This window comes from Streptomyces sp. NPDC002044 (assembly GCF_040296725.1).
Classification (GTDB): Bacteria; Actinomycetota; Actinomycetes; order Streptomycetales; family Streptomycetaceae; genus Streptomyces; species Streptomyces antarcticus.
Map to the genome: position 1 here is coordinate 13,289 of NZ_JBEOXU010000001.1, position 19,153 is coordinate 32,441.

Consider the following 19,153-nt stretch of genomic DNA (forward strand, 5'->3'; position numbering starts at 1 on the left):
TGCGGTGAACCCTGGCCCGCACAAGGAGGAACACCCGGTGCCGCACGAGCCGCAGCCGCAGCCCCCGGACGAGCTCGACGCCCAAGCGGTGCGCGCCTGGAGCTCGCTGGCCGTGGCCGCACTGGGCCGGGCCCGCGAGGACATCGACGCGATCAACGTCTACCCCGTCGCCGACGCGGACACCGGAACCAACCTCTACCTGACCGCCGAATCGGCCGACCGCGCCCTCGACGAGGCCCTCGGCGAGGTGACCGAGGGCACACCGCAGACCTCCCTCGCCCAGGCCGTACGGGCCTACGCGCACGGAGCGCTCGTCGGCGCCCGGGGCAACTCCGGGACGATCCTGGCGCAACTGCTGCGCGGGGTCGCGGACGTGCTCGGGGACGAGCCCGGCGCCCGGGGCCCCGGGGCCGTGCTGGCCCAGGCGCTGACCCGCGCCGCGGAATCGGCGTACGCGGCCGTCGCGCACCCCGTCGAGGGCACCATGCTCACCGTGGCCACCGCCGCGGCCCGGGCCGGCGAGGCCGCCGGAGCCGCCGCCGGGACCGCCGCCGACGTGGCCCGGGCCGCCTACGACGGGGCCCGCGCCGCCCTGGCCGAGACCCCGGGGCAGCTGGCCGTGCTCGGCCGGGCCGGGGTCGTCGACGCCGGGGGCTGCGGTGTGGTCGCCGTACTCGGGGCCCTGTGGCAGGCGCTGTCCGGGCAGGAGCCCGCCGCCGAACCGGTGCGCGGGCGGGCCGTGCCCGTACCCCGTCCCGCGGAGCCCTGCGCGAGCGGGCAGGACGGGCCGGCGTACGAGGTGATCTACCTGCTGGAGGCCGCGGAGCCGGCGGTGGCGGACCTGCGCGCCCGGCTCGACGGTCTCGGAGACTCCCTCGTGGTGATCGGCGGCGACGGCCTGTGGAACGTCCACGTGCACGTCGACGACCCCGGCGCGGCCGTGGAGGCCGGGGTCGTCGCCGGGCGGCCGTACCGGATCCGGATCACCCACTTCGGCGACGAGATGCGCCGGGCCCGCGGCGAGCGCGCCCAGCGGGCCGTGGTCGCCGTAGTCCCGGGGGAGGGGCTCGCGGGACTGTGCGCGCGGGCGGGCGCCACCGCCGTCCTCGCCCGCCCCGGGGAGGTCCCGACGGCGGCCGGGCTGCTCGACGCCATCCGCCGCGCGCACGCCCGCGAGGTGGTGCTGCTGCCCGGCGGCGCCGACGTGCGGGCCGTCGCCGCCGCGGCGGCCGAGCAGGCCCGGGCGGACGGCGTACGGGTGGCCGTGATCCCCACCCGCTCCGCCGTCCAGGGGCTGGCCGCGCTCGCCGTGCACGACCCGGACGGCAGCTTCGACGAGGACGTGGTCGCCATGACGGCGGCGGCCGGCGCCACCCGCTGCGCGGAACTGGCCGTCGCCGAACGGCAGTCCTTCACCTCCGCCGGGATCTGCCAGGCCGGTGACGTGCTCGGCCTCATCGACGGCGACGTCGCGGTCATCGGCGCGAGCCTGGCCGAGACCGCCGAGGCGGTCCTGGAGCGGATGCTCGGCTCCGGGGGCGAACTCGTCACCCTGGTCCTCGGCCCGGAGGTGCCGGACGCGCTCGCCGAGCGCCTGGAGGCGTACGTCCAGCACGGGCACCTGGCCGTGGACACGGTCACCTACCGGGGCGGGCGGCACTCGGCGCCGCTCCTCATCGGGGTCGAATAGCGGCCTTGTCAGCGGCATGGTGTGCAATGGAACACGTGCCCGCGCTCGACGAAGACCTCAAGAAGACGCTCGGCCCCGCCACCGCGAAGGTGCTGGCCGAGCAGCTCGGCCTGCACACGGCCCTGGACCTGCTCCACCACTACCCCCGGCGGTACGCGGAGCGGGGCGAGCTGACCCCGCTGACCGAACTCGCCGACCAGCTCGACGAGCACGTGACCGTCGTCGCCCAGGTCGCCGACGCCCGGATCCTGACCTTCAACGGCGGCCGCGGCAAGCGCCTGGAGGTGACCATCACCGACGGCAGCGGCCGGCTCCAGCTCGTCTTCTTCGGCGCCGGGGTCCACAAGCCGCACAAGGACCTGCTGCCCGGCACCCGCGCGATGTTCGCGGGCAAGGTCGGCATGTTCAACCGCAAGCTCCAGCTCGCCCACCCCGCCTACGAGCTGCTGAGCGCCGACGCCTCCGACGAGGACGCGGCCGGCGCGTTCGCGAGCCGGCTCATCCCGATCTACCCGGCCTGCGCCAAACTGGAGTCCTGGAAGATCACCAAGTGCGTGGACGCGGTCCTGCCCGCTGTCCGGGAAACCGTGGACCCGCTGCCCGCCGCCCTGCGCGAGGGCCGCGCACTGGTCCCGCTCACCGAGGCTCTGCTGAAGATCCACCGGCCGGCCACCAAGGCCGACATCGAGGACGCCCGCCGGCGCCTGAAGTGGGACGAGGCCTTCGTCCTCCAGGTCGCCCTGGCCCGCCGCCGCCACGCGGACTCCCAGCTCCCCGCCGTGCCCCGCCGTCCCACCCCCGGCGGCCTGCTGGACTCCTTCGACGCCAAGCTCCCCTTCACCCTCACCGACGGCCAGCTGAAGGTCTCCGCGGAGATCTTCGACGACCTGGCCACCAGCCACCCCATGCACCGCCTCCTCCAGGGCGAGGTGGGCTCGGGCAAGACGATGGTGGCCCTGCGCGCGATGCTCGCCGTCGTCGACTCCGGCGGACAGGCCGCGATGCTCGCGCCCACCGAGGTGCTCGCCCAGCAGCACCACCGGTCGATCACCGAGATGATGGGCGAGCTGGCCGAGGGCGGCATGCTCGGCGGGTCCGACCGCGGCACCAAGGTGGTGCTGCTCACCGGGTCGATGGGGATGCCCGCCCGCCGCCGGGCCCTGCTCGACCTGGTCACCGGGGAGGCCGGGATCGTCATCGGCACGCACGCCCTGATCGAGGACAAGGTGCAGTTCCACGACCTCGGCCTGGTCGTCGTCGACGAACAGCACCGCTTCGGCGTGGAACAGCGCGACGCGCTGCGCTCCAAGGGCAAACAGCCCCCGCACCTGCTGGTGATGACCGCGACCCCGATCCCGCGCACCGTCGCCATGACCGTCTTCGGCGACCTGGAGACCTCCGTCCTCGACCAGCTGCCCGCCGGGCGCTCGCCCATCGTGACCCACGTGGTGCCCGCCCAGGACAAGCCGCACTTCCTGGCCCGCGCCTGGGAACGGGTCCGCGAGGAGGTGGAGAACGGCCACCAGGCGTACGTCGTCTGCCCGCGCATCGGGGACGACGACGAGACCGCCGGCTCCAAGAAGAAGAAGGCCGCCGCCGAGGCCGACGGGGACAAGCGCCCCCCGCTCGCCGTCCTGGAGATCGCCGAGCAGCTCGCGCGCGGCCCGCTCGCGGGGATCCGCGTCGAGGTGCTCCACGGGCGGATGGACCCGGCCGACAAGGACGACGTCATGCGGCGCTTCGCCGCCGGCGAGGTCAAGGTGCTGGTCGCCACCACCGTCATCGAGGTCGGGGTGAACGTCCCGAACTCCACCGTCATGGTGATCATGGACGCCGACCGGTTCGGCGTCTCCCAGCTCCACCAGCTCCGCGGCCGCGTCGGCCGCGGCACCGCCCCGGGCCTGTGCCTGCTGGTCAGCGAGATGCACGAGGCCAGCCCCGCCCGGGCCCGGCTCGCCGCCGTCGCCGCCACCCTCGACGGCTTCGAACTCTCCCGGATCGACCTGGAACAGCGCCGCGAGGGAGATGTCCTGGGCCAGGCCCAGTCCGGGGTGCGCTCCTCGCTGCGCATGCTCGCCGTCATCGAGGACGAGGAGGTCATCGCCGAGGCCAGGGAGGAAGCCACCCGGGTCGTCGCCGAGGACCCCGGGCTGCAGGGCCTGCCGGGTCTGCGCACCGCGCTGGACGCCCTGCTGGACACCGAGCGGGAGCAGTACCTGGAGAAGGGCTGACCGGTACGACCTATCGTTGGAGCCCAGTAACCCCCCGCGACCGCCGTACGAAGGACACCAGATGACCCGCGTGATCGCCGGCAGCGCCGGCGGGCGACGGCTGGCCGTGCCCCCGGGCACCGGCACCCGCCCGACCTCTGACCGGATGCGGGAGGGCCTCTTCTCCACCTGGGAGTCCCTGCACGGCATCGAGGGGTCCCGGGTGCTCGACCTGTACGCGGGCTCCGGGGCGGTCGGCCTGGAGGCGCTGTCCCGCGGCGCCGGGCACGCCCTGCTGGTCGAGCCCGACGCCAAGGCCGCCAAGGCGATCCGGGAGAACATCGCGGTGCTGGGCCTGCCGGGCGCCGAGTTCCGGGCCGGCAAGGCCGAGCAGATCGTCGCGGCCGTTGCCGCCGGGGACCCGTACGACCTGGTCTTCCTGGACCCGCCGTACGCCGTCGGTCACGACGATCTTCGGGAGATCCTCCTCACACTCCGGTCCCAGGGCTGGCTCACCGGCGATGCGCTCGTCACCGTGGAGCGCAGCACGAGGAGCGGCGCGTTCCCGTGGCCCGACGGCTTCGAGCCGCTCCGGTCGCGGAAGTACGGCGAGGGCACCCTTTGGTACGGTCGCGCCGCCTTCACCAGCGAAGATTCATGACTTCCGTACCGGAGAGCGAGGGACTTCACGTGCGCCGCGCCGTCTGTCCGGGGTCGTTCGACCCCATCACCAACGGACACCTCGACATCATCGGGCGGGCCTCCCGGCTCTACGACGTGGTCCACGTCGCCGTGATGATCAACCAGTCGAAGCAGGGCCTGTTCACCGTCGAGGAGCGGATCGAGCTGATCCGCGAGGCGACCGCCGACTACGGGAACATCGAGGTCGAGTCCTTCCACGGCCTGCTCGTCGACTTCTGCAAGCAGCGGGACATCCCGGCCATCGTCAAGGGCCTGCGCGCCGTCAGCGACTTCGACTACGAACTCCAGATGGCCCAGATGAACATAGGGCTCTCCGGCGTCGAGACGCTCTTCGTCCCGACCAATCCCACGTACAGCTTCCTGTCGTCCTCGCTGGTCAAGGAGGTCGCGACCTGGGGCGGCGACGTGGCCCACCTGCTGCCCGCGCACGTGCACGCCGCCCTGCTGGAACGGCTGCGCGACCGCTGACCGTCCGCGGGGCCGTCAGCCGGTGCCGGTGGTCCGCCCGTCGGCCTTACAGTCGTTGCGTCCGACTCGGGAACCGCCCGAGGCCGAGAGAGTGCGAGTCCCCATGGACGTGCAGAAGAAGCTCGACGAGATCGTCGCGGCCGTCGGCGGCGCCCGCTCCATGCCGATGTCCGCCTCCTGCGTGATCAACCGTGCCGAACTGCTCGCCCAGCTAGAAGAGGTCCGCGCCGCGCTCCCCGGCTCCCTCGCGCAGGCCCGCGAACTCATCGGAGACCGGGAGCAGATGGTCGAGGAGGCCCGCCGCGAGGCGGACCGGATCATCGAGTCCGCGCACAGTCAGCGCGGTTCGCTGATCTCCGACACCGAGGTCGCGCGGCGCTCCCAGACCGAGGCGGACCGGATCCTGGAGGACGCCCGCCGGGAGGCGGAGGAGATCCGGGCCGAGGCCGACGACTACGTGGACAGCAAGCTCGCCAACTTCGAGGTCGTGCTCAGCAAGACCATCGGCTCGGTGGACCGCGGCCGCGAGAAGCTGCTGGGCCGCGGACCGGGCCTGGACGAGCAGGGCTACCCCGACGCCGAGGCACCCGAGCGCAGCCACGACCCCGAGACGCAGCGCCGGCAGGCCGACGCGTACGTGGACACCAAGCTGGCCACCTTCGAGGCGGTGCTCTCCAAGACCCTCGACGCGGTGGGCAAGGGCCGCCAGAAGCTGCTGGGCCGGATGCCCACGGACGACCTCGGCGCCCACATGGCCGCCCAGGACGCGGCGGGCTCCCAGCAGTCCCGCTCGTCGAGCGACGCGGACTTCCTGGCGGGCCTCGCGGAACCGGAGCGGGCCGCCGCGCCGGCCCAGCCGCTGATCCCCGCCCAGGCGCAGCCGGAGCCCGTCTACGACGCCTACGCCGCGCAGTACTCCGCCGGGCCCGACACCGGGCACCAGGACGCGTACGGCTACCAGGACCCGTACGGCGGCTACCAGCAGCAGCCCGACCCGTACTCGGGGGCCGGCTCCGTGGGCGCGCCGTACGCGGGCCACTACGACGCGCAGCAACAGCAGCACGACCCCTACGCGGCCTACCAGCAGCAGGGCCAGCAGTCGCAGCAGCCCCGGCACGACCAGCAGCACCAGCAGCCGCATCAGGCCCAGCAGCCCGCGCTCGACGAGACCAGCCTCTTCGACACGAGCATGATCAACCTGGACCAGCTGCGCCAGTACGAACAGGGGCGCTAGCTCCGGATTGGGCTCAGGGCTCCCCGGCGGGTATCCTGGCTGTTCGGTCGCGCGTATGCACCGCGATCCAGGCTGCCCATATGTGGCGGAATCTTTGATCTTGAGCAATCCGTGAAAGCAGGAACAGCCCTGAATACCCGCCTCGACCACCGCAACCCCCTCGTGTTCGACACGCACGAGCTGGGTCGGCGTCCTGGTGCCATGCAGAAGCTGTTCCGTGAGATCGCGGCACCGGCGGACCTCGGTCTCGCCGGGGTCATCGGAGTGCCGCAGGGCGCCCCGCTCAAGCTCAAGCTCCGCCTCGAGGCGGTCATGGAAGGGGTGCTTGTCACAGGCACCGCCCGTGCATCGGCCGTAGGGGAGTGCGTAAGGTGTCTGGAGGCCGTCGAGCGCGAGCTCAAGGCGGACTTCCAGGAGATGTTCTCGTACCCTGACGCCGACGACCGGACCCGCTCCAAGGCGGAGCCGGCCGACGACGCCGAGGACGACGAGGACACGCTCTTTCTCGAGGACGGCTTGTTCGACCTCGAACCCGTGCTGCGCGATGTGGTGGTGCTCGCACTGCCGCTGCAGCCGGTGTGCCGGGAGGACTGTCTCGGACTGTGCCCCGATTGCGGGCTCAGCCTGAACGACGACCCGGACCACCACCATGACGCCGTCGACATCCGTTGGGCGGCATTGCAGGGACTCGTCACCGATCAGGGCGTCGAGAAGGACAACATGAGCGGCACTGCCTCTGACGGAGTTCAGGGCGCCGCCGAGAAGCAGGAGAAGTAGCCGTGGCTGTTCCGAAGCGGAAGATGTCGCGCAGCAACACGCGCCACCGCCGGTCGCAGTGGAAGGCTGCGGTCCCCACTCTGGTTTCGTGTGAGCGTTGCCAGGAGCCGAAGCTCCAGCACATTGCGTGCCCGAGCTGCGGCACCTACAACAAGCGCCAGGTCCTCGAGGTCTGAGCGGCTGGTGAGAGGCGCAATGTCTGAGCTGTCCAACGCTGAGAAGCAGGCAGACAGTAAGAACGCGGCCTCGTCCCACACGCTTCTGGAAGGGCGGCTCGGGTACCAACTCGAGACCGCCCTTCTGGTGCGTGCGCTGACCCACCGCTCGTACGCGTACGAGAACGGCGGTCTGCCCACCAACGAGCGGCTGGAGTTCCTCGGGGACTCCGTGCTCGGCCTGGTGGTCACGGACACGCTGTACACGACCCACCCGGATCTCCCCGAAGGCCAGCTGGCCAAACTTCGGGCCGCGGTGGTCAACTCGCGCGCACTGGCGGAGGTCGGGCGTGGCCTCGATCTCGGTTCCTTCGTCCGGCTCGGCCGTGGCGAAGAGGGCACGGGTGGCCGGGACAAGGCCTCCATCCTCGCCGACACCCTTGAAGCGGTGATCGGCGCGGTCTACCTCGACCAGGGCCTCGACGCGGCCTCGGAGCTGGTTCACCGGCTCTTCGACCCGCTCATCGACAGGTCCTCGAACCTCGGTGCCGGCCTGGACTGGAAGACCAGTCTCCAGGAACTCACGGCGTCCGAAGGTCTTGGCGTACCGGAATACCTGGTCTCTGAGACCGGCCCGGACCACGAGAAGACCTTCACCGCTGCCGCTCGCGTCGGTGGTGTCTCGTACGGCACCGGCACCGGCCGCAGCAAGAAGGAAGCAGAACAGCAGGCCGCCGAGTCTGCCTGGCGCGGCATTCGCGCCAAGGCGGACGAGCGCAGCGGGGCAACCACCGCGACCGCATCGGCTCCTGTGGCAACGGCAACGGCGGCGGCTCCGGCCGACGCCGGGGCCGGGGAAGGCGGGGCGCCGACGCCCGCCGGCCCGACGCCCGACGCCTGACCCTTCCTTCGGGATCCCCCCGCCCCGTCACCTGCCCGCAGGTGGCGGGGCGGACCCGTTCCCGGGGCCCCGGACGGGGCCGGTAGGCTCGGACCCCGCGCCCGGACCGGCGCGTCCCCCCGAGGAGAACCCGTGCCCGAGCTGCCCGAAGTCGAAGTCGTGCGCCGGGGGCTGGAGCGCTGGGTCGCGGGGCGGACCGTGGAGTCCGTCGAGGTCCTCCACCCGCGCGCGGTACGCCGCCACCCCGGCGGCGGGGCCGACTTCGCGGCGCGGCTCGGCGGCCGGACCCTCGGGGTGCCGCAGCGGCGCGGGAAGTACCTGTGGCTGCCCCTGGAGGGGCGGGACCTGTCCGTGCTCGGGCACCTCGGGATGAGCGGGCAGTTGCTCGTACAGCCACGGGAGTCCCCCGACGAGAAGCACCTGCGCGTCCGCGTGCGGTTCGCGGACGACCTCGGCACCGAGCTGCGCTTCGTCGACCAGCGGACCTTCGGCGGACTCTCCCTGCACGAGAACACCCCCGACGGGCTGCCCGACGTCATCGCGCACATCGCCCGGGACCCGCTGGACCCGCTGTTCGACGAGGGCCTCTACCACCTGGCCCTGCGCGCCAAGCGGACCACCCTCAAGCGGGCACTGCTGGACCAGTCGCTGATCAGCGGGGTCGGCAACATCTACGCCGACGAGGCGCTCTGGCGCGCCAGGCTGCACTACGAGCGCCCCACGGCCACCCTCGCGCGCCCCCGGAGCGCGGAACTCCTCGGCCATGTCCGGGACGTCATGAACGCGGCCCTCGCCGTGGGCGGGACCAGCTTCGACAGCCTGTACGTCAACGTGAACGGGGAGTCGGGCTACTTCGACCGTTCGCTCGACGCCTACGGCCGCGAGGACGAACCCTGCCGCCGCTGCGGCACCCCGATGCGCCGCCGGCCTTGGATGAACCGGTCGAGCTACTTCTGCCCGCGCTGTCAGAGGCCGGCGCGCGCCGCGTCGTAGGTCCGCCGGGAGGCCAGCACGTCTGCCATGCTCCCCTCCAGGAAGTGGATGAGGGCGAGCAGCCGGTCCGCGACCTCCGTGCCGAGCGGGGTCAGCTCGTAGTCGACGCGGGGCGGGTTCGTCGGCTGTGCCTCACGGTGGACGATGCCGTCGCGCTCCAGCGCGTGCAGGGTCTGCGAGAGCATCTTCTCGCTCACGCCCTCCACGCGCCGGCGCAGCTCGTTGAAGCGGCAGGGGCCTTCGCGCAGCGCTCCCACCGTAAGACTGCCCCAGCGCCCGGTGACGTGCTCCAGGGTCTCCCGGGACGGACACGCGCGCGCGAAAACATCGAACGGGAGTTCTGATTCGAGGGCTTTCGTACAGCCGGCTGGTGTCTCCATGCCGTTAAGCGTACCTCTGTGCAGCGCTAACCCTCAGTTTGCGCTTTCAAAAAGTAAGTGCTTCTCTTCTTCTCGTCGCCCCGCACCTCGTGGGGTGGCGAAGACTTGTCCGAGGGAGACCGCTTTGTCCGCCATCTCGCACGCCCCCGTCGTCTCGATCGCCTACCACTCCGGATACGGCCACACCGCCGTCGTCGCCGAGGCCGTCCGCAGCGGGGCCCTCGACGCGGGCGCCACCGTGCACCTGATCAAGGTGGACACGATCGACGACGCCCAGTGGGAACTGCTCGACGCGTCCGACGCGATCGTCTTCGGATCGCCCACCTACATGGGGACGGCCTCCGGTGCCTTCCACGTCTTCGCGGAGGCCACTTCGAAGCGCTGGTTCGGCGACGTCTGGCAGGACAAGGTCGCCGCGGGCTTCACGAACTCCGGCTCCAAGAGCGGCGACAAGCTGCACACCCTGCAGTACTTCCAGACGCTGGCCGCCCAGCACGCCATGAGCTGGGTCAACCTGGGCCTGAAGCCGGGCTGGAACTCCACCGCCGGCTCCGAGAACGACCTCAACCGCCTGGGCTTCTTCTCCGGCGCGGCCGCCCAGACCAACTCCGACGAAGGTCCGGAAGGCGTCCACCAGGCCGACATCGCCACGGCCGAGCACCTGGGCCGCCGTGTTGCCGAGCACGCGCGCGTCGTCGTCGCGGGCCGCGCGGTCCTGGCCGACGCGGTGCTCGTCACCGCCTGACCGCGCTGCCGGGCGGGTCTCAGAAGCCGAAGTCCTGGGTCCACCAGGGACCGCCGGCGGCGAAGTGGGCGCCGACGCCCAGGGTGCGGAACTCGCAGTTGACGATGTTCGCCTTGTGGCCCGGGCTGTTCATCCAGGAGTTCATCACGGACGCGGCGTCACCCTGGCCGCGGGCGATGTTCTCGCCCCCGAGGCCGGAGAGGCCCGCCTGGGACGCGCGGTCCCACGGGGTGTCCCCGTCGGGATCGGTGTGGTCGAAGAAGCCGCGGACCGCCATGTCCTTGCTGAAGGCCCCGGCCAGCGCGGCGAGCGGCGGGTTGGCCCGGACCGGGCCGCACCCGGCCTGCGCGCGCGCCTGGTTCACCAGGGCCACCACGGCCGTCTCCTCGGCGGAGTGCCCGTCCCCGGGGGCGGGGGCGGTCGGCGCCGGGACGGAAGGCTTCGGGGGGACCGGCTTCGCGGGGAGCGGTTTCGGGTCCGGCTTCGCGGGGGCCGGCTTCACCGGGGCCGGGGCGGCGGTCTTCCGCGGCGCCTCGGTGGAGGGAGCGGGCGTGGCCGAGGGGCTCGGCGGCTCTTCCGGGGCGGAGGGCGACGCGGAGGCGGAGGGGCTGTGCGACGCGGAGGGGCTGGGCGACGTCGAAGGGGCCGGGGAGGCCGAGGAGGACGGGCTGCCGGGCGGGCTCGTGGCGGCGGCGCCCGAAGGGGTCCGGCCGGAGAGGTTGGCGAGGCCACCCTGCTGGTCGAGCGCGCTCTTGAGGGCCGGCGACGGCGCGCGGCCGGCCGCCGCCCCGCCGGGGGAGTCCGTACCCCCGACCCCTACATAGGGGAAGGAGTCGCCGACGGGCACCAGGCCCGTGGTGACGGCCGCGGCGCCGAGGGCGACGGCGACCGAAACGCCCAGCAGGCCGGTGCGCAGGGCGGTTCCGCGCCTGCCGTCGCGTCGCGGAGCGGCGTTCAGTCGGTGGCGTCCCATCGGCGTCGTGCCTTCCTCGAAGCTCAAGATCATCCTTTACTCACCCAAATGGGTGAGTTCATTGCTGCGCGACTGTACGGCATGGGGCCAGGGGGGTGATGTGCCCCGATTGCGGCCGCCCGGTTAGCGTTCACGCATGAACGAAGATGTCCGCCTGACCGTCTGGGTGCGCGGCCGCGTACAGGGAGTGGGCTTCCGCTGGTTCACCAGGGCCAATGCCCTGGAGATCGGAGGAGTGCTCGGTTTCGCGCTCAACCTCGACGACGGGCGGGTACAGGTCGTGGCCGAAGGTCAACGTGAGAATTGCCACCGGCTGCTGGAATGGCTGCGTTCCGCCGACACGCCCGGCCGGGTGGACGGAGTGACGGAGATCTGGGGCACACCGCGCGGCGGATATGACGGCTTCGCCATCCGGTGATCGATCGACTGATCATGTACTGATCACACGCATCCGCGGTGCGCACCCGGTCGGAACTGCGCATTCTTCGCCGACGCGTTGCCGACGGCCACGAAGCGTGGAAAGCTCGGAGGCGAGGATGATCTCCACGCCCCTTGTGGGGGCCGGGTCGCCCGCCGATACGGGGCGTGATCGTGTTGACCGTCAAACTTTTTGGTGAGACGCTGGAAGCCCCGCGCACCTGAGCTGTTTGGCAGTGTTGGCATTAGTAAGCGCAGTGACTGTCAGTCGCTGCCGGACATCCGCGGGTGCGATTCCCTCACGACCCACACCGCTTCGGTCGGTCACTCAGTGTGGAGGACCATCCATCATGGCAAAGGCGCTTCTCGGTTACGTCGGCGGTTCCGATCCGCGACTCCTCGCCGAGATGCGACGGCTTCAGCAGCGCGTCCAGGACCTTCAGTCCGAGCTCGTACGGATTCAGTCCGAAAATGACGCCCTGAACGCGGCCGCCGCTCAGCACGACGGAGACTCGCTGCTGGACAGCATCGATATCGACGTACCGCAGGCGGAGCCTGCGCTCACCTGATTCGCGCTCCCTGACGGCGCTGGACTCCCAGCCCCGCTTGATCTGCAAGGGACGCTTCGGCGTCCCTTCTTTCTTGAACGTCTGGACGCCGCGCCTCACGGCGTGGAGCCAGGCGGGGGCTGCTTCCTTTTGCGTCGGTGATGCCCCGCACCTTAACGGGCGAAACCGCACGCGAAAGGTAGAGTCCGGCGGCGTGCACCTCAAGTCCCTGACCCTGCGTGGCTTCAAATCCTTCGCCTCCGCCACGACCTTGCGCTTCGAACCCGGCATCACCTGCGTCGTGGGTCCGAACGGCTCGGGCAAGTCCAACGTGGTGGACGCGCTCTCCTGGGTCATGGGCGAACAAGGCGCCAAATCCCTGCGCGGCGGGAAGATGGAAGACGTCATCTTCGCCGGAACCACCGGGCGTCCGCCGCTCGGGCGCGCCGAGGTGTCGCTGACGATCGACAACTCCGACGGCGTGCTGCCCATCGAGTACGCCGAAGTCACCATCACGCGGATCATGTTCCGCGGCGGCAGCAGTGAATACCAGATCAACGGTGACACGTGCCGCCTGCTCGACATCCAGGAGCTGCTCTCCGACTCCGGCATCGGCCGCGAGATGCACGTCATCGTCGGCCAGGGGCAACTGGACTCCGTCCTGCACGCCGATCCCATGGGCCGCCGCGCCTTCATCGAGGAGGCGGCCGGCGTACTGAAGCACCGCAAGCGCAAGGAGAAGGCGCTGCGGAAGCTGGACGCGATGCGGGCCAACCTCGCGCGCGTCCAGGACCTGGGCGACGAACTGCGGCGGCAGCTGAAGCCGCTGGGACGGCAGGCGGCGGTGGCCCGGCGGGCGGCCGTCATCCAGGCGGACCTGCGGGACGCGCGGCTGCGGCTGCTCGCCGACGACCTGTCGTCGCTGCGGCGGGCGCTCGACGCCGAGATCGCGGACGAGGCCGCGCTGAAGGAGCGCAAGGAGACGGCGGAGGGCCGCCTCGCGGGGGCCCTGCGGCGCGAGGCGGAGCTGGAGGAGGCCGTACGGGAGCTGGCGCCCCGGCTCACACGGGCCCGGCAGACCTGGTACGAGCTCTCGCAGCTCGCCGAGCGGGTACGGGGAACGGCGTCCCTGGCGGACGCGCGGGTCAAGAGCGCGACGGCGCCGGCGGAGGAGGAGCGCCGCGGCCGCGACCCCGAGGACATGGAACGGGAAGCCGCGCGCGTCCGGGAGCAGGAGGCCGAGCTGACGGCCGCTCTGGAGGCGGCCTCGCGCGCGCTGGAGGACACCGCCGAGCACCGGGCGGAGCTGGAACGGGCCCTCGCCGAAGAGGAACGGCGCCTGCGGGACGCGGCCCGGGCCATCGCCGACCGGCGCGAGGGGCTGGCCCGGCTGACCGGCAGGCTGGGCGCGGCCCGCTCCCGGGCGGGGGCGGCGCAGTCCGAGATCGACCGGCTGGTCGCCGCGCGGGAGGAGGCGCGGACCCGGGCGGAGGCGGCCCGGGAGGAGTACGAGGCGCTGGCCGAGGAGGTCGGCGGCCTGGAGGACCCGGCGGTGGAGGGGGAGTACGAGGCGGCGCGCTCGGACCTGGCCGCCGCGGAGGCCGGGCTGACGGCGGCCCGGGACGCGGTGACGGCCGCGGAGCGCTCGCGCGCTGCCGTGTCGGCCCGGCGGGACGCGCTCGCGCTCGGGCTGCGCCGCAAGGACGGTACGGGGGCACTGCTCGCGGCGCGCGAACGGCTGGCCGGTCTGCTGGGACCGGCGGCGGAGCGGCTGACGGTGACCCCGGGGTACGAGGTGGCGGTGGCGGCGGCGCTGGGTGCGGCGGCGGACGCGGTGGCGGTGGCCTCGCCGCGGGCGGCGGCCGCGGCCATCCGGCACCTCCGGGACGGGGACGGGGGCCGGGCCACACTGCTGATCACGCCGGGGGCGGGGCGGGCGGCGGAACCTGGCCTGGGCACGGCGCCGGGACTCGTCCCGGGTCCGGTCCTGGGTCCGGCCCCGGCCCTGGGTCCGGCGTTGGTTCCGGGCCAGGCGGGTGGGCTCGCGGGGCTTGCCGGATCCGCCGGGCCCCCCGGGTCTCCCGGGCCCCCCGGGCCCGGTTTCCCCGGCCGGGCGGGTGACGATGCCGCCGCCGGGGGAGCGTTCCGCCATCCGGCCTCCGCCGGGGACGCGGAACCCGAGCCGCAGGGCGCCGGTTTCGGCCGCGGAGCCGGCGGTGTGCGGCGGGACCTCGGGCCCGCGGACCCGGTGGGTCCCGCCGTTCACGGCGCGGTCGGCGCGGTCGGCGCGGTCGGCGCGGTCGGCGCAACGGCGCCCGGTGCGGTCGGCGGTGCGCGGCCCGGGCCGGCCCCGGCCGGCGGGACCGTTCCCGTACCCCCCGTCGCCGCCGCCGGGCTGGTCGGCGGGGACGGCGCCGTGCTGCGGGCGGTGGCCTGGGTCCTGCGGGACTGCTTCGTGGTCGGCGGCCTGGACGCGGCCGAGGCCCTGGTCGCGGAGCGGCCCGACGCGGTGGCCGTGACCGTCGGGGGCGACGTACTCGGGGCGCACCTCGCGCACGGCGGCTCGGCCGGAGCCCCCAGCCTGATCGAGGTCCAGGCCGCCGTCGACGAGGCGGCGGCGGAGCTGGCCCGCCTGGACGTGCGGTGCGGGGAGCTCGGCGCGGCCCAGGAGGCCGCCGGAGCCCGCCGCCGGAGCGCGGCGGCCCTGGCCGACGAGCTCGCCGAGCGGCGCCGGGCGGGGGAGCGGGCCCGGGCCGGGGTCGCGCAGCAGCTCGGGCGGCTCGCCGGACAGGCGAAGGGCGCCGAGGGCGAGGCCGAGCGCACCGCCACCGCCGCGGCCAAGGCACAGGACGCGCTGGAGCAGGCACTGTTCGAGGTGGAGGAGTGCGCGGAGCGGCTGGCGACGGCCGAGGAGCTGCCGGTGGAGAACGAGCCGGACTCCTCCCGGCGGGACCGGCTGGCCGCCGACGGCGCCAACGCCCGGCAGACCGAGATGGAGGCCCGCCTCCAGCTCCGTACCCACGAGGAGCGGGTCAAGGCGCTGGCCGGGAGGGCCGATTCGCTCGACCGGGGAGCCCGCGCGGAACGGGAGGCCCGGGCCCGGGCCGAGCGCCGCCGCGCCCGGCTGCGGTACGAGGCCGAGGTGGCCCGGGCGGTGGCCGACGGCGCCCGGCAGCTGCTCGCGCACGTGGAGGTGTCGCTGCGCCGGGCCGAGGAGGAACGGGCCCGCGCCGAGCACGCCAAGGGCCTGCGCGAGCGGGAGCTCGCCGAGGCCAGGAACAGCGGACGCGCACTGAAGGGCGAGCTCGACAAGCTCACCGACTCCGTCCACCGGGGCGAGGTGCTCGGCGCGGAGAAGCGGCTGCGCATCGAACAGGTGGAGGCCAGGGCGCTGGAGGAGTTCGGCATGGACGCGGCCGGGCTCATGGCCGAGTACGGGCCCGACCGGCCCGTGCCCCCGTCCCCGGCCGCGGACGGCGAGGAACTCCCCGGCGACCCCGAGCACCCCCGCAACCGGCCGGGCCCCTTCGTACGGGCCGTGCAGGAGAAGCGGCTCAGGGCGGCCGAGCGCGCCTACCAGCAGCTGGGCAAGGTCAACCCGCTCGCGCTGGAGGAGTTCGCGGCGCTCGAGGAGCGCCACCGGTTCCTCAGCGAGCAGCTGGAGGACCTGCGCAAGACGCGGGCCGACCTCCTTCAGGTCGTGAAGGAGGTGGACCGGCGCGTGGAGCAGGTCTTCACCGAGGCGTACCACGACACGGCCCGGCAGTTCGAAGGGGTGTTCTCGCGGCTGTTCCCCGGCGGCGAGGGGCGGCTGATCCTCACCGACCCCGACAACATGCTGACGACCGGCGTCGACGTCGAGGCCCGGCCGCCGGGCAAGAAGGTCAAGCGGCTCTCGCTGCTCTCCGGCGGTGAACGCTCCCTGACGGCCGTGGCGCTGCTGGTCTCGATCTTCAAGGCGCGGCCCAGTCCGTTCTACGTGATGGACGAGGTCGAGGCCGCGCTCGACGACACCAACCTGCAGCGGCTGATCCGGATCATGGAGGAGCTCCAGGAGAGCTCGCAGCTGATCGTCATCACCCATCAGAAGCGCACGATGGAGGTCGCCGATGCCCTGTACGGCGTCTCCATGCAGGGCGATGGAGTGTCCAAAGTGATCAGTCAGAGGCTCCGTTAGCACCACTGGTCGTTCAAATGTTGAACAGCTGGACCGCGCAGTGGGGGTATCTGTCGAGTTCATGGCGGCCAAATGTGTTCTTCACATCCTATTGACTTCAAGAAGTGAATGAATAGGCTCTCCTCTGTCCCCCGGCGTGTTCAGGTGGTGGCGCACTGTTTGGTGTGCGCCACTGGTGGAACACGATCAGGCGACGACACGAGTACCAACACCCCCCACGCTGCCCGCCGTCGGCGCCGGGCCCAGGAGCGCACCTTGACCAGCACAGCGAACGCACCCGCGGCAGGCGGTGGAAGCTCGTCCCAGCCCGACCACCTCGGGCACGTCATCTTCATCACCGCGGCCGCGGCCATGGGCGGTTTCCTCTTCGGCTACGACAGCTCCGTCATCAACGGCGCCGTCGAGGCCGTCCGCGACCGGTTCGACGTCGGCTCCGCCGCTCTCGCCCAGGTGATCGCGGCCGCCCTCATCGGCTGCGCCTTCGGCGCGGCGACCGCCGGCCGCATCGCCGACCGGATCGGCCGCATCCGCTGCATGCAGATCGCCGCCGTCCTCTTCACCGCGAGCGCCATCGGATCGGCCCTGCCGTTCGCCCTCTGGGACCTCGCCATGTGGCGCATCATCGGCGGCTTCGGCATCGGCATGGCCTCCGTGATCGGTCCCGCCTACATCGCCGAGGTCTCCCCGCCCGCCTACCGCGGCCGGCTCGCCTCCTTCCAGCAGGCCGCCATCGTCATCGGCATCGCCGTCTCGCAGCTGGTCAACTGGGGCATCCTCAACCTCGCCGACGGTGACCAGCGCGGCGAGATCGGCGGCTTGGAAGCCTGGCAGTGGATGCTCGGCGTCATGGTCGTCCCGGCCGTGCTCTACGGCCTGCTGTCCTTCGTCATCCCGGAGTCCCCGCGCTTCCTCGTCTCGGTCGGCAAGATGGACCAGGCCAAGACGGTCCTGCGCGAGGTCGAGGGCGAGCGCATCGACGCCGACGCCCGGGTCCGCGAGATCGACGCCGCCATCCACTCGGAGCAGAAGTCGACCTTCAAGGACCTGCTCGGCGGCCGCATGGGCTTCCTGCCGATCGTCTGGATCGGCATCGGCCTCTCCGTCTTCCAGCAGCTCGTCGGCATCAACGTGATCTTCTACTACAGCTCCTCGCTGTGGCAGTCGGTCGGCATCGACGCGAGCTCCTCGTTCCTGTACTCCTTCGAGACCTCGGTCGTGAACATCATCGGTACGGTGATCGCGATGCTGTTCGTCGACCGGATCGGCCGCAAGCCGCTCGCCCTCATCGGCTCCGTCGGCATGGCGATCTCCCTCGGTGTCGCCGCCTGGGCCTTCTCCTTCCGGTCCGGCGTCGGCGACGACATCACCCTGCCGCAGACCCAGGGGCTCGTCGCCATCATCGCGGCCAACTCCTTCGTCCTCTTCTTCGCCCTGTCCTGGGGCGTGGTGGTCTGGGTCCTGCTCGGCGAGATGTTCCCGGGCCGCATCCGCGCCGCCGCCCTCGGCGTGGCCGCCGCCGCCCAGTGGATCGCCAACTGGGTCATCACCGTCACGTTCCCGACACTGTCGGACTGGAACCTGTCCGGCGCGTACGTCATCTACGCGGTCTTCGCCGTGCTCTCGATCCCCTTCATCATCAAATGGGTGCCGGAGACCAAGGGCAAGGCGTTGGAGGAGATGGGGTGATCCACCCCGCCAACACCCCCTCTTCTCTCGTACGGGTGCTGCCCCGGCTCAGTCCTTGAGCCGGGGCAGCACCCGTTCGCACAGCAGGTGCAGGCTGCGCCAGCCCTCGTCCGGCGGCATCCCGCCGCACAAGGGGTGCAGCACCAGGTTCCCCGCCTCGCCGGCCCCCTTCGCGTACGCGACCGCCTCGTCCGGGGTCAGGACGCGGTACACGCCCTCCGCGCGCAGCTCCGCCACCGTGCGGGCGCCCGACCGCACGGCGCTGCGGATGTCCTTGGACTGCCAGGACGCGTACATGCCCGCCTCGTGCAGGAAGTGCCCGCCGTGCTCGGCCCAGACCCGGTCCGGGTCCTCCGCGATGTGCAGCAGCGGGGTCTCGGCGGCGGGCATCATGCAGAAGCCCTCCGTCCCGTACTCCGCGAGCTTCGCCCGGTAGTACGCCTCCAGATCCGGCAGGTGCGCGCTCGGGAAGAACGGCAGCCCCAGCCGGGCCGCGCGCCGCGCCGCCGCCTCGGAGCTGCCGCCGACCAGCAGCAGCGGGTGCGGCCGCGTGAAGGGCCGCGGGGTGACCCGTACGGTACGGCCGCGAAACTCGAACGGCTCCCCCGTCCACGCCTTCAGCAGCGTCTCCAGCAGCTCGTCCTGGAGCCGGCCGCGCCGGCCCCACTCCACGCCGTGCTGCGCGTACTCCTCGGGCCGGTAACCGATCCCCGCGACGGTCACCAGGCGGCCGCCGCTGAGCAGGTCGAGCACGGCGATGTCCTCGGCCACCTTCAGCGGGTCGTACAGCGGGCCGATGATCGCCGAGACGGTGACCGCGATCCGGCGGGTGGCGCCGAAGACCGCGCCCGCGAAGGCGAAGGGGGAGGGCAGCCAGTTGTTGGCCGTGCCGTGGTGCTCCTCGGTCTGGACGGTGTCGATCCCGCGGTCGTCCGCGTACCGGGCCATCTCCAGCGCCGCCTTGTAGCGGGCGGAGAGCGACTCGGGGGTGCCGTTCGGGTCGACGAGATTGAACCGGGCCACGGTGATGGGCATGGAGAAGTCCCCCTTCGCCGGAGGTGGGTGGGCGGGCGAAGGGGGACGTTAGCTGACGTGGC

The 19,153-nt window shown here is 72.4% G+C and carries 17 protein-coding genes; 14 read left to right on the forward strand and 3 right to left on the reverse strand.

Annotated features, from left to right (window positions below; genetic code table 11):
• Positions 1–37: 37 nt before the first annotated feature.
• The 9 genes from ABT106_RS00105 to mutM all read left to right on the forward strand — a co-directional run bounded on the left by ABT106_RS00105 (position 38) and on the right by mutM (position 9,130).
• A complete protein-coding gene (locus tag ABT106_RS00105) occupies positions 38–1,690 on the forward strand; it encodes a DAK2 domain-containing protein (protein WP_351269967.1) in 1,653 nt (550 codons plus the stop codon).
• A gap of 26 nt (positions 1,691–1,716) precedes the next feature.
• A complete protein-coding gene (gene recG / locus ABT106_RS00110; protein ID WP_351269970.1) occupies positions 1,717–3,921 on the forward strand; it encodes an ATP-dependent DNA helicase RecG in 2,205 nt (734 codons plus the stop codon).
• 61 nt (positions 3,922–3,982) lie between these two features.
• Positions 3,983–4,561, forward strand: a complete 579-nt coding sequence (gene rsmD / locus ABT106_RS00115; RefSeq protein WP_351269973.1) for a 16S rRNA (guanine(966)-N(2))-methyltransferase RsmD — start codon at positions 3,983–3,985, stop codon at positions 4,559–4,561.
• Positions 4,562–4,590: 29 nt separating this feature from the next.
• Entirely contained in the window at positions 4,591–5,070 is a 480-nt protein-coding gene (gene coaD / locus ABT106_RS00120; protein ID WP_351270253.1) for a pantetheine-phosphate adenylyltransferase, read from the forward strand.
• 103 nt (positions 5,071–5,173) lie between these two features.
• Positions 5,174–6,304 carry a F0F1 ATP synthase subunit B gene (locus tag ABT106_RS00125; RefSeq protein ID WP_351269975.1) on the forward strand — a complete coding sequence of 377 codons (1,131 nt, stop codon included), beginning with the start codon at positions 5,174–5,176 and terminating at the stop codon, positions 6,302–6,304.
• A 129-nt stretch (positions 6,305–6,433) separates the two neighbouring features.
• Complete coding sequence (locus ABT106_RS00130; protein ID WP_351270256.1) at positions 6,434–7,081, forward strand: YceD family protein; 648 nt, start codon at positions 6,434–6,436, stop codon at positions 7,079–7,081.
• Between the two features lie 2 nt (positions 7,082–7,083).
• Complete coding sequence (gene rpmF / locus ABT106_RS00135) at positions 7,084–7,257, forward strand: 50S ribosomal protein L32 (RefSeq protein ID WP_003965982.1); 174 nt, start codon at positions 7,084–7,086, stop codon at positions 7,255–7,257.
• A 19-nt stretch (positions 7,258–7,276) separates the two neighbouring features.
• A complete protein-coding gene (gene rnc, locus ABT106_RS00140; protein ID WP_351269977.1) occupies positions 7,277–8,137 on the forward strand; it encodes a ribonuclease III in 861 nt (286 codons plus the stop codon).
• Between the two features lie 132 nt (positions 8,138–8,269).
• The gene (gene mutM, locus ABT106_RS00145; protein ID WP_351269980.1) at positions 8,270–9,130 is read left to right on the forward strand and encodes a bifunctional DNA-formamidopyrimidine glycosylase/DNA-(apurinic or apyrimidinic site) lyase; all 861 of its coding nucleotides are present in this window, start codon (positions 8,270–8,272) and stop codon (positions 9,128–9,130) included.
• Here mutM and ABT106_RS00150 read toward each other — a convergent pair.
• Positions 9,103–9,510: a winged helix-turn-helix transcriptional regulator gene (locus ABT106_RS00150; RefSeq protein WP_351269982.1), complete on the reverse strand. Its 408-nt coding sequence runs from the start codon at positions 9,508–9,510 to the stop codon at positions 9,103–9,105. The two genes, mutM and ABT106_RS00150, sit on opposite strands and share 28 nt — an antisense overlap.
• 133 nt (positions 9,511–9,643) lie before the next feature.
• On the opposite strand from ABT106_RS00150, the gene ABT106_RS00155 reads away from it, so the two are divergent.
• Positions 9,644–10,255, forward strand: a complete 612-nt coding sequence (locus ABT106_RS00155) for a flavodoxin family protein (RefSeq protein ID WP_502979129.1) — start codon at positions 9,644–9,646, stop codon at positions 10,253–10,255.
• A gap of 19 nt (positions 10,256–10,274) precedes the next feature.
• Here ABT106_RS00155 and ABT106_RS00160 read toward each other — a convergent pair whose 3' ends face one another.
• On the reverse strand, positions 10,275–11,261 hold the full coding sequence (locus tag ABT106_RS00160) for a CAP domain-containing protein (protein ID WP_502979119.1): 987 nt from the start codon (positions 11,259–11,261) through the stop codon (positions 10,275–10,277).
• Positions 11,262–11,364: 103 nt separating this feature from the next.
• Here ABT106_RS00160 and ABT106_RS00165 point away from each other — a divergent pair, with 103 nt between their 5' ends.
• From ABT106_RS00165 to ABT106_RS00180, 4 genes are all read left to right on the forward strand, one after another.
• The gene (locus ABT106_RS00165; RefSeq protein WP_351269990.1) at positions 11,365–11,646 is read left to right on the forward strand and encodes an acylphosphatase; all 282 of its coding nucleotides are present in this window, start codon (positions 11,365–11,367) and stop codon (positions 11,644–11,646) included.
• 349 nt (positions 11,647–11,995) lie between these two features.
• The gene (locus tag ABT106_RS00170) at positions 11,996–12,214 is read left to right on the forward strand and encodes a hypothetical protein (RefSeq protein WP_351269993.1); all 219 of its coding nucleotides are present in this window, start codon (positions 11,996–11,998) and stop codon (positions 12,212–12,214) included.
• Positions 12,215–12,407: 193 nt separating this feature from the next.
• Positions 12,408–16,370 (forward strand): AAA family ATPase, encoded by a 3,963-nt coding sequence (locus ABT106_RS00175; RefSeq protein WP_351269996.1) that lies wholly within the window; start codon positions 12,408–12,410, stop codon positions 16,368–16,370.
• Between the two features lie 255 nt (positions 16,371–16,625).
• Positions 16,626–18,056 (forward strand): sugar porter family MFS transporter, encoded by a 1,431-nt coding sequence (locus ABT106_RS00180; protein ID WP_351269998.1) that lies wholly within the window; start codon positions 16,626–16,628, stop codon positions 18,054–18,056.
• A 48-nt stretch (positions 18,057–18,104) separates the two neighbouring features.
• Here ABT106_RS00180 and ABT106_RS00185 read toward each other — a convergent pair whose 3' ends face one another.
• Positions 18,105–19,091, reverse strand: coding sequence for an LLM class flavin-dependent oxidoreductase (locus tag ABT106_RS00185; RefSeq protein ID WP_351270001.1), 987 nt, complete (start codon positions 19,089–19,091; stop codon positions 18,105–18,107).
• Between the last annotated feature and the right edge of the window lie 62 nt (positions 19,092–19,153).

Bases quoted from the DNA above. Each gene is read 5' to 3' on its own strand.
- recG (WP_351269970.1), top strand. From the start codon at position 1,717: ATGGAACACGTGCCCGCGCTCGACGAAGACCTCAAGAAGACGCTCGGC.
- rsmD (WP_351269973.1), top strand. From the start codon at position 3,983: ATGACCCGCGTGATCGCCGGCAGCGCCGGCGGGCGACGGCTGGCCGTG.
- ABT106_RS00125 (WP_351269975.1), top strand. From the start codon at position 5,174: ATGGACGTGCAGAAGAAGCTCGACGAGATCGTCGCGGCCGTCGGCGGC.
- rnc (WP_351269977.1), top strand. From the start codon at position 7,277: ATGTCTGAGCTGTCCAACGCTGAGAAGCAGGCAGACAGTAAGAACGCG.
- ABT106_RS00150 (WP_351269982.1), bottom strand. From the start codon at position 9,510: ATGGAGACACCAGCCGGCTGTACGAAAGCCCTCGAATCAGAACTCCCG.
- ABT106_RS00160 (WP_502979119.1), bottom strand. From the start codon at position 11,261: ATGATCTTGAGCTTCGAGGAAGGCACGACGCCGATGGGACGCCACCGA.
- ABT106_RS00165 (WP_351269990.1), top strand. From the start codon at position 11,365: ATGAACGAAGATGTCCGCCTGACCGTCTGGGTGCGCGGCCGCGTACAG.
- ABT106_RS00170 (WP_351269993.1), top strand. From the start codon at position 11,996: ATGGCAAAGGCGCTTCTCGGTTACGTCGGCGGTTCCGATCCGCGACTC.
- ABT106_RS00185 (WP_351270001.1), bottom strand. From the start codon at position 19,091: ATGCCCATCACCGTGGCCCGGTTCAATCTCGTCGACCCGAACGGCACC.